Here is a 13,744-nt window from a genome sequence, read left to right on the forward strand (position 1 = left end):
TATGAAATCGATTTCAAAAAGTCCGAAACGTTTCGGATAGCAAAGAGAAGAGAGAAGCTTACTAGCTTCCTGGAGGCCCGGTGGATTCCCGCACAGTCAGCGACGCAGGAATTACCAGGCTGGCAGGCGTTTCTTTTCCTTCAATCTTCTCAATAAGTAATTCACAGGCTTTGCGGCCCAGCGTGTACCTGTCCTGATGGACAGTCGTAAGCGGAGGGGAAAAGTACTCCGCCAGCACGAGGTCGTCGAAGCCGATAATCGACAGATCCCGGGGAAGGGTGTAGCCGAGCTGATGAGCTGCCCGCATGACACCATGAGCCATCAAATCACTTGCGCAAAAGACGGCCGTAATATGCGGCTGAGCCTGTAGCAGCTCAAGAGCTTCCTGCTCTGCAAGCTTTTCCTCGAAGGCTGCTTCCCGGACGTACTCCTCCCGGAAAGGCAGGCCGAACTCATGGAGCGTTTCTTCATAACCTTTTCGTCGTTCCTTGGAGACGTAGGCGTAGTGGTGGCCGTTGATAAAAGCGATATGTTCATGCCCAAGTTCAATCAAATGCACAATCGCCTGGCGGGCACCGTCTGCGTTATCGGTGGTGACGAAGCTTGCAGACCCGCTTCCCACCGGATTATCAATAAACACGCCCGGAAGCCCGGTAGCTGCAAGCTCTTCAGTGGCGGAGTGGTCGTGGGGAAGGTTCTGGGTGATTACTCCTTCGAGCTGCCGTTCCCGGCACATTTGATAGTACGTGCGACCGCCGGCAGGTCGGGATTGAAACAGAATAAGGTCATAACCGCGCTCACTGGCATATTCATTTACTCCGGCCAGAATATCAAGGGTGAACGTATCCTTTGGATTGGACGGAAAAGATTGGGAGGTTAATAGCCCAATCGTCTTCGAACGATTCATAACGAGGCCGCGGGCGATGTGATTTGGCGTATAGTCGAGCTGTTCAGCGATCTCCTGGATACGTTGGCGGGTCTGTTCATTGACGTCGCTGTATCCATTCAGAGCTCTTGAAACAGTAGTGACAGAAACGCCGGCTGCTTTAGCGATATCTTTTATGGTATTCATGATCAGCCTCCGAAACGTTTTGGAAGAATGATTTCATTATAGAAAACGCTTTCAATTAACGCAACCCTTAATTTGTGTTTTTTCAAAATTAGAACAAAAAAACAGGGCTTTTCTATGAATCATTAAAATTGATTAACGCCGCTCAACCTAGTAAACTAGCGGTAAATAAGCGATAAGAAGGAGTGGACAGTATGGAGCATGCTTCAGGCAACAAAAGGACCGTCCAACCTAACAAACAACAAATGCTGAATAGATTAAAGCGCATTGAAGGACAGGTGCGCGGCGTTCACGATATGGTGGAAAATGACCGTTACTGTGTGGATATTTTAAACCAGATTGCAGCCATTCAGTCTGCGACTAATAAAGTGTCGCTGGCGTTAATGGAAGACCACACCTCGCATTGCGTAGCAAATGCAATTAAAGACGGGGAAGGCGAAGAATCCATTGAAGAGCTGATGGCCGTTATGAGACGGATGATGAAGTGATTTTTGACAATACCCCATAGGTGTATTATACAATGAGGGTACAGAAAGGATGGTTGAGATGAAAAAAGAAACGATCCAGGTTGAAGGCATGAGCTGCGGCCACTGTGTCTCTGCAGTAGAAGGCGGCGTTGGTGAACTGCAGGGCGTTTCTAATGTGAAAGTAAATCTTGATACTGGAGCCGTAGATGTAGAATATGATCCAGAAGTAACCTCGCGAAAAGATATTGATGAAGCGATAGATGATCAGGGATACGATGTGGTATCCGCGTAAATAATAAAGAGGAGCGGATCGTGGCTGCACGGTCCGCTTTTCTATGCAATTTTTATTTGCAAAATACTATACGGGGGTATAATATTAGAAGAAAGCTTGTAAGAAAGTGAGGTGCCATGATGGAAAAGCAGACAGCCAATAACCTTGCTCATTGGAACGCATCCATAGAGGGCATGACCTGCGCAGCCTGCTCCCGAAGGATTGAAAAGCAGGTGGGGAAAATGGAGGGTGTGTCGGAAGCCTCTGTTAATTTAACGACCGAAAAGCTTTCAGTGCAATACGATCCAGACGAAGTATCGCCGCATGACATGGAAGAAAAAGTAGAACGGACCGGATACAGCGTCCGCCGCAGCGAAGCGGTGTTTGACGTTACCGGAATGACCTGTGCGGCCTGTGCCAACCGGGTGGAAAAGAAGCTGAATAAACTGCCCGGAGTGTCAGAAGCTTCTGTCAACCTGGCGATGGAGCGTGCAACGGTGCACTACCTGGACGGGGAAGTTTCTGTAGAAGATATGGAACAGGCAGTAGATAAATTAGGGTACGGGTTAACCGAACGAACCGGGGAAGAGACCGTAGATCCGAGAGAAAAGGAGCAGCGGAAAAAAGGATGGCAGCTGCTGATTTCTGCGCTTTTGACCCTGCCGCTTGTATGGACAATGGTATCCCATTTTGGATTTTTGTCCTTTCTCTGGTCTCCGGAAGTACTGATGAACCCATGGGTTCAGTTAGGCATTGCAACGCCGGTTCAGTTTATCATCGGTTCCACGTTTTACCGGAGCGCCTATAAATCTCTGCGAAGCGGCAGTGCCAATATGGATGTGCTGGTCGCATTGGGAACCTCGGCTGCTTATTTTTACAGTCTGTATTTTGTGCTCACTGGCAACACGTCTGAGGGCCTGTATTTTGAAACATCAGCTGTGATCATTACACTTATTCTTCTTGGCAAATGGTTCGAAGCGAAAGCGAAAGGACGTACTTCGCGCGCCATTAAATCGCTGCTTTCCTTAAAGGCGGAAACCGCACTGGTTGAACGCGGCGGGGAAGTAACAGAAATAAAAAGTGAAGAGGTTCAGGTGGGCGACGTTGTCCATGTGAAACCGGGCGCGAGAGTGCCGGTTGACGGGGAAGTTATGGACGGCCGGTCGTCTGTGGATGAATCAATGCTTACGGGTGAAAGCATTCCGGTGGAAAAAGACAAGGGAGATCCGGTGATTGGTGCAACGGTAAATGGAAATGGACGTATCCGCATGCGCGCCACCCGGGTCGGCAAGGATACGGCGCTGTCGCAAATAGTCCGGGTCGTCGAAGAAGCCCAGGGCGGAAAGGCAGAGATTCAGCGCCTTGCGGACCGCGTGTCCGGAGTGTTTGTACCGATTGTGATTGGCATCGCACTTTTGACCTTTCTCGCCTGGATCATTTTTGTGGAGCCGGGAGCGCTTGAAGCAGCACTTCTGCCTACCATTGCTATCCTCGTTATTGCCTGCCCGTGTGCGCTCGGCCTGGCCACGCCGACGTCCATCATGGCAGGGTCCGGCAGAGCTGCTGAAAACGGTGTGCTTTTTAAAGGCGGCCAGTATTTGGAAAGCACCGGGGCAGTGGAAACGATTCTTCTTGATAAAACCGGCACAATTACGAAAGGAGAGCCGGCAGTGACTGATATTGTACCGGCACTGGACTGGACAGAGCAGGAGCTGCTAAAGCACGCCGCCGGAGCGGAGCAGTCCTCCGAGCACGCGCTGGCTCAGGCGATTGTCCAGGAGGCAGTACAGAAAAATATTACGCTGCAGCGTGCATCTTCGTTTGAAGCAATTCCCGGCAAAGGAGTGCTCGCAGTCACAGGCGCCGGTACCGTAGCAGTTGGAACAAATGCCTGGCTGGCGGAGCGCCGCGTGGAGGGCATTCCCGAAGGATCTGAAAGCGAAAAGATGGAAGCCGAGGGCAAAACAGTTATGGGTGTAGCAGTAAACGACCGCTTTGCCGGCTGGATTGCCGTCGCTGATACTGTGAAGGAGACGTCCAGGCGGGCAGTAGAACGCATGCAGGCAGCGGGGCTTGAAGTCGTCATGATCACTGGTGATAATGAGAAGACTGCCCACGCCATTGCAGCAGAAGTAGGGATCGACCGCGTGATTGCGCGCGTGCTTCCTGAGCAGAAAAGCAGCGAAGTAACGCGTCTGCAGCGTGAAGGGCGGCGCGTCGCCATGGTCGGGGACGGCATCAATGACGCTCCAGCGCTTGCGACAGCGGATATCGGCATGGCTGTAGGCACAGGCACGGATATCGCCGTGGAGGCAGCCGATATTACGCTCATGCGCGGGGATCTGAACAGCGCAGCAGACGCCGTACTCATGAGCCGAGCAACGATGAAAAACATTAAAGAAAATTTATTCTTTGCGTTTGTGTATAATTCTGTCGGCATTCCTATTGCCGCTATCGGCCTGCTCGCTCCCTGGGTGGCCGGGGCAGCCATGGCGTTCAGTTCAGTTTCCGTCGTACTGAACGCCCTGCGCCTCCAGCGGATGAAAATTTCATAATACAAACAGGCAGGGCCAGGCGGCTCTGCCTTTTGTAATCGGGCTGGGTGGAAAGTATTATGAATCCTGTTCATTACTATATGACTATTAATTTTCTTTTTTTTAAGCTATAATAAGCAGGTAATCTTAGGTCTAATATAACGGTTTGGGTTTCGTGCACAACATTTTCTTAATGAAAAAGTAACTCAAGGAGGCTGTTTAAAATAGCTGCAAACTGTATGTCCCCGTCTATAGTAAACGCTAAAATTACCAATTCTGACTCTATCGATAAAATCACAAAATGCCTGTATCAAAGCGCTACCACTGAGCTTGGCCGGTTAACTGCTTCTATTAACAGTGCTCAGGCAGAGCTAAATTTATTAATGCAGGAGCTTCAAAAATTTAAAAATAAATCCGTTTGATGGCCGAGCTTTAGCACATCTGACAGAAGGCTTATCTATACAAAAAACAGACAGTGGCGCCTGGCCCTGTCTGTTTTTAGTCTGCCCCCATTTTTTTATCCAGGAGGGCGGCTATAACGAACATAAAAATCATACCGATGCTTACGACGAATAAGTCGGGACCGATCCAGCGGGTGAATACCATGCTTAAAATTAATACAGAGAAAAAGGCGATAAAGGTTACATTCGCCGCTGCGAACCGGTGCCTCCGGCCGTGCTGTTTAATGCGTGCAATGACGTAAATAACGGCATTTAACGCCAGGCCGATAAATAACAGGTAGTACAGGTTTAAGGTCAACTCCATAACTCATCGATCTCCTCAATTACATTCTGGTATGTATGCGCGCCCGGGCGTTTTTCATATCACTTTATATGGTAACATGAACTTGAAACAGGCGGTAGAAAAGATAAACTGTGCTTTCGTATGCTACACTGGCTGTAGAAGTTAGTGAGGGAAGGAAGGAACAACGACAATGCAGATAGAAAAATACGAAGGCATGCCTCCAAGCGAAGTGCTTCAGGGCATCTTATATTTACACGCTCAGCTTTTTGAAAAAATGGAACCGATGCACCAGACCCTTGAGCAGGCGGAAGCGTCTCTTGTGCAGGTAGCCAGAGAGGAAGGGAAAATCCTCGGCTACGATATCAGCTACGCAAAAGACGAGGGCGTATGGTACAGCTGGCTGAACGGCATGGAAGAAGCGTTTGAAGATGATGGATGGAGAAGCCGTCTCGTCGGCAATGTGCTTATTCATGCCCGCGAGCAGGGGTACCAGGTTGTACAGACGAAGCTCGCCCACCAGTACCCGGAATTCATTGACATGCTTCAGGCAGCAGGATTTCAGGTGAAAGAGGAGCTGCCGGATGAACGTATCTGGCTCGAAAAGAAACTGTAGTAAACTAAAAGAGGCCGGCCCGGCCTCTTTTTTCATAGGAAGAAATCACGTTTCTTCTCCCGTTGCTTTTCAAACTCGAAGGTATTCGGCATACTGGTGAGAAAGAAAGGGGGCCAAGGCATGAAAAATATGGAAGTGGGGCTGCTGATCCTTCGGGTGGTGACGGGCATAATATTTTTAGCGCACGGAGCAGATAAATTAATGAATGGGATGAGTGCTTCTGCTGCTTCGTTTGGCAGCATGGGTATGCCGGATGGTACAGCGCCTACTGTGGCAGTCATCGAAGCCGTGGGCGGCGTTTTACTTATTCTGGGAGTGCTGACACGGGTGGTCGCCGGCCTGTTTGCGATAATCATGCTCGGAGCAATCGTGACGGTTAAATGGCAGCAGGGGCTGGTTGGAGGCTTTGAGCTCGACCTGATACTTATGGCTGCTTCTATCCATCTGGTGCTTGCCGGAAGCAGGATGCTTGCCTTAAAGAAACGGAAAAAGAAAAAGGTTTTCTAAAACAGTAAACGACCAGCGGAACGTCACCCCCGCTGGTCGTTTATTTCTTTACGCTTTCTCGTTGGAGGTATAAGGCTCCATCTTTTTCCACTGCGTGCGGATTGTCGACGAAGCGACACCATACCGTTCCGCTATTTCTTTTTGCGTGCCGCCGCCTACGGCGTATTCAAGAGCAGCTGCCTGGGCTTCCGGTTTGCGGATCACTGGATTTTCCTGTTCGCAGAACTGAATCCACAAATCCGAAGCTGCAGCTGCTGCATCCGTGGACAGCCGGGAAGAGCTTTCAAGCGTCTCAATCACTTTCTGCTGATCCTCGTTTAAAGCACCAGTCGATGCCGAAGCGGCTTCTTTTGTTTCGGTTTCGGCACCGTCCTCTGTTTCAGCGGAAGGGGAGGCGCTATCTGCTTCCTGGTATTTATCCTGCAGGTCATCCTTGAGCGTGCGGAGCACGTCCGGCAGATGATGAGTAATCCAGCCTGCTTTATCCGCTTCATCGTCCGGCACAGAGCCGGTAACGCTTTTGATGACATCATCGGCGAAGTCGGGATGGAACGGCAGCAGACCAAGCATCGGGTACCACTTATCCTCTACAGGAACTAAAAAGGCAAGGAATACAATGTTTTCCTGCAGATCGCGGAAAAAGGACAAAGGTTCAATATGGTGAACTTCTTCGCTCAGCAGGTCAGTGACTTCGTACCAGTCGTCGGTCATTTTATTCAGGCGGAACAATGACAGGTTATGTCCGGTCCAGTTGGAATAAAGCCGCTGGAGCCGGGGATGCTGATTATTTTGCTCGATCTGCTGGTGAATATTCATCCATTTCCGGCGTTCGTTGCCGTGCAGTAAAAAGTCGGCAAGCGCCAGGTTTTGGACAAATTTATGCCAGGCGTAAGGAAAATAATTCGGCCGGTAGACGCGGCGGTAATAATGGCTGAAATCCCTCCGGCTGTCTTTGTTGGCAGCGGCGGCAAGATCCAGCTGTATGTTGGTTACTTCTTCGGTCGTATAAGCTGGCTGGTTGGCGGGATCGCCGCAGCATTTTTTGTATTTTTTTCCGCTGCCGCAAGGGCACGGGTCATTTCGTGAAATACTCATACATTCAAGCTCCTTCTCACTAGTATGTTGCTATTCCTTCAAATTCTAACATACATTGCCCCAAAATGGGGAATCACTGCGCTTTAAGGGCCTGCGGACAGAGAAAAACCCTCCACAGCGGAAGGGCTATTCAGGCTTTAAGTTTGTTTTAATAAAGGGATCGCTTAGTTTGTTGTCTGCCCGTTCGCGTTTTCCCATACACGGCGGAGCGTATCTGCGCTGTGACGGAAATTATCCGTTTCTTCTTCGTCCAGCGGTAGTTCGATTACTTCCCGTATACCCTCGCGGTTAATTACAGCCGGAACGCCAATGCACAGATTGTGTTCTCCGTACTGTCCCTCGAGATAGGCACTGACGGTCAGAACGCTGTTTTCGTTCTTTAAGATGGCGTTTGTGATGCGGGTAAGGCCCATAGCAATGCCGTGACTCGTAGCGCCTTTACGTTCAATGATTTCATAAGCAGCTCCGCGCACGTCTTTAATCATCTTTTTTACTTCATCTACGCTTTTCCTTTCCTGCTTCTCTGCTAAATCCAGAACGTTCCGGCCGCCCACGTTAGCCTGGCTCCAGACGGCAAGTGAGGTATCCCCGTGTTCACCAATGATATAGGCGTGAGCATTCTGGGCGGCAGTGTCGAAGTAATCACTCAGCATAAACCGCAGGCGGGCAGTATCAAGAATGGTGCCGCTCCCGATGACTCTTTCACTCGAAAGCCCGCTGAACTGCTGCGTGGCATACGTAAGGATATCCACAGGGTTAGTAGCGATAAGAAATATCCCGTCAAAGCCGCTGCCCATTACCTGTCCGACAATATTTTTAAAAATTGCTGTATTTTTGCCAACAAGGTCGAGACGGCTCTCGCCGGGTTTTTGGTTGGCACCGGCTGTAATACATACAATATCGGCATCCCGGCAGTCTTCATACGTGCCAACCCACGTTTTGGTAGGATGGGGCGCAAAGGCTTTGCCGTGGTTCAGGTCCATCACGTCACCTTCGGCTTTGCGTTCATCCAGATCGATGATCACGAGCTCCTCAACGACAGCCTGATTAATTAACGAAAATGCATATCCGCTGCCGACAGCTCCGGCTCCGACAACAACAACCCGGTGGACGTGATTTCTTTTCATGTATAAAATCCCCTTTCGAATTTAAATCATGTGAATACCTGAGCAATATTTATCTACTTGTATTGTGCACTATTTCACAAAAGGATGCAAGCAGGAAGATTATATAATTGTGAACAAATAATGAAATTAAGTATTGGTTAGGTTTTGCAAAGGGAAGAGTCAGAAAAGAGGAGGAATGTTTCAATGGAAAATACATTAAAATACGCCCTCCCGGCAGCATTGACATGGGCGGTTATTGGACTGCTTGCCGGCCTTAATCTGGAGCGGGGATGGCTGTGGGTGCTAGCTTTTGTAGTTTTTGGTTTCCTTGTCAGCTTTGTTACGATGATAATTGCGCAATGGATTATTTCAAAAATAAATATGTAATTAACTCCGGAATAATTAGGGAAAGGTATACGTAACGATTCTAGACAAAAAGGAGCGTGTGGAGATGGAGAGAACAAACAGCCGGCGGCCAGTCATAGCTATAACTGGAGCGAGCGGTTACATCGGAAGAAATCTGATGACGGAGCTGAAGAAGCATGCAGATATTATTGCCCTGTCGAGAAATATAAGCACAAAAGAAAACGAAGAGCACGTAACGTGGCGCTCGTGTGACTTGTTTTCACTAAAGGACGCAGAGAAAGCACTTGAAGGCGCAGATTACGCGCTGTACTTAGTTCATTCTATGATGCCGACGTCCAAATTAACCCAGGGCCGGTTTGAGGATATGGATGTCATTCTGGCGGATAATTTCGCGCGCGCTGCCGAGCAGCAGCAGGTAAAGCAGGTCGTTTATTTGAGTGGCATCATTCCTAAGGCCGACCGGTTGTCCCGTCATTTAAGCAGCCGCCTGGAAGTCGAAAATATCCTAAAGTCGTACCGTACCCCGGTAACTGCCATACGGGCTGGATTAATCGTAGGTCCGCAGGGATCGTCATTCCCTATTCTGGCAAAGCTGGTGAAACGGCTGCCGGTGATGATTCTTCCGAAATGGACACAAACAAAGACCCATCCGATCGCCCTCTCCGATGTATTGAACAGCCTGCAGAAGAGCATCGGGGAAGAGTCACTCTACAACCGCTCCATTGATGTTGGAGGCCCGGATGTCATGACGTACCGGAAAATGATGGGGGTCACATCACAGGTGATGGGGAAAAAGCGGTACGCAGTTACTGTTCCGTTTTTCACCGTGCGTCTTTCCAGACTGTGGGTAAGTGTGACGACTGGAACGCCGAAAAGCCTTGTCTACCCCTTAATTGAAAGCCTGATCCATCCGATGGTGGCCGATCCAGCCAAAAGTGTAAAAGGGATTAGTGATGGAAAAGTTTCATTCCGGGAGGCGGCAGAAAATTCCCTGCGTGAGAGCAGGAAAGATCAGTCCTCCATCCTGGCACGCCTGAAGCCGGCGCCGGTGGAACGGAATGTGCGCTCCGTCCAGCGCGTGACGATTCCAAATGGCAGAGACGCAGACTGGACGGCACGCTACTATATAAAATGGCTGCCGAAGCTTCTGCGCCCGTTTGTAAAAGTGGAAACGACCGACCGTTATCAGTATGGGCTCCGGCCTGCTTTTATGAAAAGAACATTTCTTGAGCTTTCTTATTCCAAGGAGCGCAGTGAAGAAGACCGCGCGCTGTATTATATTACCGGGGGGCTCCTGGCTCAGGTAAACGAAGGAGAGCGGGGCCGGTTGGAATTCCGTAAAATTCCTCATACCAATCAGTGCATTGTAGCGGTCCATGACTACGTCCCGGCTATGCCATGGTATTTTTATCAGTACACCCAGGCATTTATTCACCTTTGGATCATGAACCGCTTTAAAGCCCATCTTGAAAAAGACCAGTGGACGCTAAGAGAATCCTATCCGCTCCAACCGGAGTCATAAATTTTCTTGTTTAATTATAATTTTTTAAAGGAACATGAAACATGATATAAGTAGTTTCCACACAGAAGGGAGACGGTGCCGTATGAGCACCAACCAGTTGATCCGTGATTATTTTGTCAATCACGCAGCGGAGATGGCGAAATCATGGTACGAAACGTTAGAGGAATCAGATAGAGAATCTGTTTACGCAACCACGGATCCAAAAGAAGTCGAGGAGCTGAAGGCCCAGACCTACGAATTTCATTTACACTTTTCAAGCATTTTTGTTGAAGACTGGAATACGTGGGAGAATACCTTAGCAGTATGGATAGATGGCATTATAAGCGATCCTAAGTACTTCCGTACGAAGGACGCGCGGGTTGTCCGGGAAATGATGAGGCACCGGGAGCAGTATACAGCCTATTTGAAGCGTTTTTACGCTGAAGAGCATACCGAGCTTTCCGCCAATATGAAAGAACAGCTTCGGGAGGTCGTCACAAACGGCGTGGACCAGATTATTCTTTCGTATGTGGAAAAATCCAACCGGCTGCTCCTGCAGAAGCTGGAAGCTAAAGAAAGCATCATCAATGAACTGAGTGCACCAATCATTTCGCTGAATAAATCCTCTGCCCTTCTTCCGTTAATAGGAGAAATTGATGAAGAAAGGGCCGCAGTAATACTCGAACACTCGCTTGAGGCGTGTGCGAAAAAACAGGTGTCCGAACTTTTTATTGATCTATCCGGCGTAGCCGGTATTGATACCCATGTTGCCCATCAGATTTTCGGCCTGATCCGTTCGCTGAAGCTGATTGGCGTGAAGCCTGTCCTGGCAGGGATGCGTCCTGAAATTGCCCAGACCTCCGTCAATCTCGGCATTAGCTTTAAAGATGTGCCGATCGCTTCGTCGCTTGCCCAGGCTATGGATCAGGAACACTACAAAGGCCGGCACCCTTTTTAAGGGGCGCCGGCCTTTCTGTGTTTTCAAAACAAATGGACGCTGTTTTTAGACTTTTTCTACAACGTACGTTGGTTTTTCAACGAATTCTTTTCCGCCAAGTTCCTTCGAATGATCGAAATAGCCGCCGAATTTATAGACGACTTTGTACTCGCGGTCAGGTTCTGTAAACAGTTGATTTTCGTTGTTAGAAATAACCGTGACATGATTGTTTTCTACAAAGCTGTCGATTTCACTCGCTTTATAGTTCGTACCTGCGGTTAGTTCGGAAACGGATTGGCTTCCCATATATAATCGCTCCTTTGTTTAATAATTTGTCCACTAGTACAATTACCCGGGATGAAACTGTGTTAATCATACGATTTAATATCCGCCCCGGATGCTTGGCTCCACGTCCTCTAAATAAAACTTCGTCAGCTTCTCCTGCTCCTCCCTGGAGAAGGAAGGCACACTGACTGCTTCGAGGCTGTCAGACACTTGTTTTTCATTCCGGAATCCTGGTATGACGCAGGTAACATCGTCATTATCCAGAATCCAGCGAAGAGCAGCCTGCGCCATCGTACCCCGTTCCTCTTTAATCCACTGGAGGGAGGAACTGAGCTCCACGCCTTTTTGAAACGTAAGGCCGGCAAAAGTTTCCCCGACGTTGAAGGCTTCCCCGTCCCGATTGAAATTGCGGTGGTCATCTTCAGCGAAAGTCGTTTCCTGCGTGTATTTCCCCGTTAATAGTCCGCTGGCAAGCGGTACACGGGTCAGGATGCCGACACCCTGCTTTTTCGCCTGTGGAAACAGTCGTTCTGCCGGCTTTTGGCGGAAAATATTGTAGATCACCTGAAGGGCCTTCACATTCGGATAACGCAGGCATTCCAATCCCTCTTCCACTGTCTCCACGCTGACCCCGTAATGACGGATTTTTCCTTCTTTCTGCAGATCATCAAGCACCTGAAACACCGAGCCGTCTTTTAAAATATCAATCGGCGGGCAGTGAATCTGATAAAGATCCAGGCGTTCGCGTCCAAGATGCTTCAGCGTAGCGTCGAGATAAGCAGTGACGCTTTCCTTCGAATAAGTATTTGGGTCATTGATATCGCCGCCGCGGGCAAACTTGCTGGCAACATGTACTTCCTCTTCCTTCCCTTTCGTTGCTTTTCCGATCAATTCCTCGCTGTGTCCGTCCCCATACACGTCAGCGGTGTCGAAAAAATTCACGCCGGCGTCCATGGCGGCCTCGAGGCCCTTCAGTGCTTCGGTATCATTTGTTGCTCCCCAGGCTCCGCCAATGGCCCACGTGCCAAAACTCAGTTCACTTACGTTCAAATCAGTATCTCCCAATTGCCGATATTTCATATCGTCCACCTGCCTTTTAATCAAAGTATGATACGCTATTCCCGTTCTGCAAATATTTAAGCGTTCTCATGATTGATGGTTTTGATTTGATGCAATGTTTCCTATAATAAAAATAGCTCACTTTAAAGGAGGCGGAGTCCGTGTATTTATTTAAAGAAAAACCGATCAGAAATACGATTGACGTTAATCAACAGGCCCTTGCTCTCATTGAAGACGGCTTCCGGCGCCTGCAGGCAGGAGAGGTAACCATGCCCCCGGTTCTTAGTATGCCAATTGCTGACAAAAACGGTGAAATGGACGCAAAAACGGCGTATGTCAAAGGCATGGATCAGTTTGCCCTGAAAATTTCGACCGGTTTTTTCGACAATCCGGACAAAGGACTTCCAAGCCTTAGCGGCATGATGCTGTTATTTCATTCGGATACCGGCTTCCCGGCAGCGGTACTTCAGGACAACGGATATTTAACCGATGTGCGTACAGGCATCGCCGGTGCTGCAGCAGCAAAGTATCTGGCTAAGGATGAGGCGAAAATTGCAGGTATTGTCGGCACCGGTACGCAGGCGCGCTTTCAGCTTCGGGCGCTGAAAATGGTGCGGCCTTCAATTGAGAAAGTCTACGTGTACGGACGCAAAAAAGAACGGATCGAAGCGTATCAGCGCGAGATGGAGCACGAGCTTGGCGTTACGACAGAAGCAGCCGATCTGGAAACGGTAGTACGAAATTGCGACGTGCTCGTAACAACGACACCGGCGACGGAGCCGTTTATTAAAAAAGAATGGCTGCACCCGGGACTCCACATTACTGCTATGGGCTCGGATGCCGCAGAAAAAAATGAAATCGAGCCGGAGGTGCTGGGGGCGGTGGACATTCTTGCCTGTGATGCTGCTTCGCAGGTGTTTTCCATCGGAGAACACCGGACGGCCAAAGAAGCGGGAGCCATTGATGAAAGCAGCACGGTGGAAATTGGGGCGATCATCAGCGGAGACACGCCCGCCCGGGAAACGATGGAGCAGATAACCTTTTGCGATCTTACGGGCACCGGGGTGCAAGACACAGCTATTGCTGTCTACACGTATGAGCAGCTCAAAGCGGCTGGAGAAGGACTTGAAATAACAGAAGACGAATAAACAGAGAGCGCCGGGGGCCATAGACCCGGCGTCTTTTTTATG

At 49.4% G+C, this 13,744-nt stretch carries 15 protein-coding genes; 9 read left to right on the plus strand and 6 right to left on the minus strand.

Annotated elements, in window-relative coordinates; all coding sequences use genetic code 11:
- Positions 1 to 61: 61 nt before the first annotated feature.
- Entirely contained in the window at positions 62 to 1,072 is a 1,011-nt protein-coding gene (locus tag B5066_RS03920) for a LacI family DNA-binding transcriptional regulator (RefSeq protein ID WP_079474652.1), read from the minus strand.
- A 182-nt stretch (positions 1,073 to 1,254) separates the two neighbouring features.
- Between B5066_RS03920 and B5066_RS03925 the strand changes: the two genes are divergently transcribed.
- The 3 genes from B5066_RS03925 (at position 1,255) to B5066_RS03935 (ending at position 4,362) form a co-directional block, all read left to right on the plus strand.
- Positions 1,255 to 1,557 carry a metal-sensitive transcriptional regulator gene (locus B5066_RS03925; protein ID WP_371862273.1) on the plus strand — a complete coding sequence of 101 codons (303 nt, stop codon included), beginning with the start codon at positions 1,255 to 1,257 and terminating at the stop codon, positions 1,555 to 1,557.
- Between the two features lie 58 nt (positions 1,558 to 1,615).
- Positions 1,616 to 1,828, plus strand: a complete 213-nt coding sequence (gene copZ / locus B5066_RS03930) for a copper chaperone CopZ (protein WP_022793956.1) — start codon at positions 1,616 to 1,618, stop codon at positions 1,826 to 1,828.
- A gap of 116 nt (positions 1,829 to 1,944) precedes the next feature.
- Positions 1,945 to 4,362 (plus strand): heavy metal translocating P-type ATPase, encoded by a 2,418-nt coding sequence (locus tag B5066_RS03935; RefSeq protein WP_425320076.1) that lies wholly within the window; start codon positions 1,945 to 1,947, stop codon positions 4,360 to 4,362.
- A gap of 477 nt (positions 4,363 to 4,839) precedes the next feature.
- Here the strand turns inward: B5066_RS03935 and B5066_RS03945 are convergent, their stop codons facing one another.
- Positions 4,840 to 5,106, minus strand: a complete 267-nt coding sequence (locus tag B5066_RS03945; protein WP_079474655.1) for a hypothetical protein — start codon at positions 5,104 to 5,106, stop codon at positions 4,840 to 4,842.
- A gap of 169 nt (positions 5,107 to 5,275) precedes the next feature.
- Here B5066_RS03945 and B5066_RS03950 point away from each other — a divergent pair, with 169 nt between their 5' ends.
- Complete coding sequence (locus B5066_RS03950; RefSeq protein ID WP_079474656.1) at positions 5,276 to 5,698, plus strand: hypothetical protein; 423 nt, start codon at positions 5,276 to 5,278, stop codon at positions 5,696 to 5,698.
- Between the two features lie 120 nt (positions 5,699 to 5,818).
- Positions 5,819 to 6,205 carry a DoxX family protein gene (locus tag B5066_RS03955; RefSeq protein ID WP_079474657.1) on the plus strand — a complete coding sequence of 129 codons (387 nt, stop codon included), beginning with the start codon at positions 5,819 to 5,821 and terminating at the stop codon, positions 6,203 to 6,205.
- A 48-nt stretch (positions 6,206 to 6,253) separates the two neighbouring features.
- Here B5066_RS03955 and B5066_RS03960 read toward each other — a convergent pair whose 3' ends face one another.
- A complete protein-coding gene (locus tag B5066_RS03960) occupies positions 6,254 to 7,300 on the minus strand; it encodes an SEC-C metal-binding domain-containing protein (RefSeq protein ID WP_079474658.1) in 1,047 nt (348 codons plus the stop codon).
- Positions 7,301 to 7,464: 164 nt separating this feature from the next.
- Positions 7,465 to 8,427 (minus strand): L-lactate dehydrogenase, encoded by a 963-nt coding sequence (locus B5066_RS03965; protein WP_079474659.1) that lies wholly within the window; start codon positions 8,425 to 8,427, stop codon positions 7,465 to 7,467.
- Between the two features lie 183 nt (positions 8,428 to 8,610).
- Between B5066_RS03965 and B5066_RS03970 the strand changes: the two genes are divergently transcribed.
- The 3 genes from B5066_RS03970 to B5066_RS03980 all read left to right on the plus strand — a co-directional run bounded on the left by B5066_RS03970 (position 8,611) and on the right by B5066_RS03980 (position 11,231).
- Complete coding sequence (locus tag B5066_RS03970) at positions 8,611 to 8,793, plus strand: hypothetical protein (protein WP_079474660.1); 183 nt, start codon at positions 8,611 to 8,613, stop codon at positions 8,791 to 8,793.
- A 64-nt stretch (positions 8,794 to 8,857) separates the two neighbouring features.
- Complete coding sequence (locus B5066_RS03975; RefSeq protein WP_079474661.1) at positions 8,858 to 10,294, plus strand: NAD-dependent epimerase/dehydratase family protein; 1,437 nt, start codon at positions 8,858 to 8,860, stop codon at positions 10,292 to 10,294.
- 82 nt (positions 10,295 to 10,376) lie between these two features.
- Positions 10,377 to 11,231, plus strand: a complete 855-nt coding sequence (locus B5066_RS03980) for an STAS domain-containing protein (protein WP_158219031.1) — start codon at positions 10,377 to 10,379, stop codon at positions 11,229 to 11,231.
- A gap of 45 nt (positions 11,232 to 11,276) precedes the next feature.
- Here B5066_RS03980 and B5066_RS03985 read toward each other — a convergent pair whose 3' ends face one another.
- Both B5066_RS03985 and B5066_RS03990 read right to left on the minus strand, forming a co-directional pair.
- Positions 11,277 to 11,516, minus strand: coding sequence for a hypothetical protein (locus B5066_RS03985; protein ID WP_022794616.1), 240 nt, complete (start codon positions 11,514 to 11,516; stop codon positions 11,277 to 11,279).
- Between the two features lie 75 nt (positions 11,517 to 11,591).
- Positions 11,592 to 12,575, minus strand: a complete 984-nt coding sequence (locus B5066_RS03990; RefSeq protein ID WP_079474663.1) for an aldo/keto reductase — start codon at positions 12,573 to 12,575, stop codon at positions 11,592 to 11,594.
- Between the two features lie 140 nt (positions 12,576 to 12,715).
- Here B5066_RS03990 and B5066_RS03995 point away from each other — a divergent pair, with 140 nt between their 5' ends.
- A complete protein-coding gene (locus tag B5066_RS03995; protein WP_079474664.1) occupies positions 12,716 to 13,702 on the plus strand; it encodes a cyclodeaminase in 987 nt (328 codons plus the stop codon).
- The last annotated feature ends 42 nt before the right edge of the window (positions 13,703 to 13,744 follow it).

This window comes from Marinococcus halophilus, from assembly GCF_900166605.1.
Taxonomy (GTDB): Bacteria; Bacillota; Bacilli; order Bacillales; family Marinococcaceae; genus Marinococcus; species Marinococcus halophilus.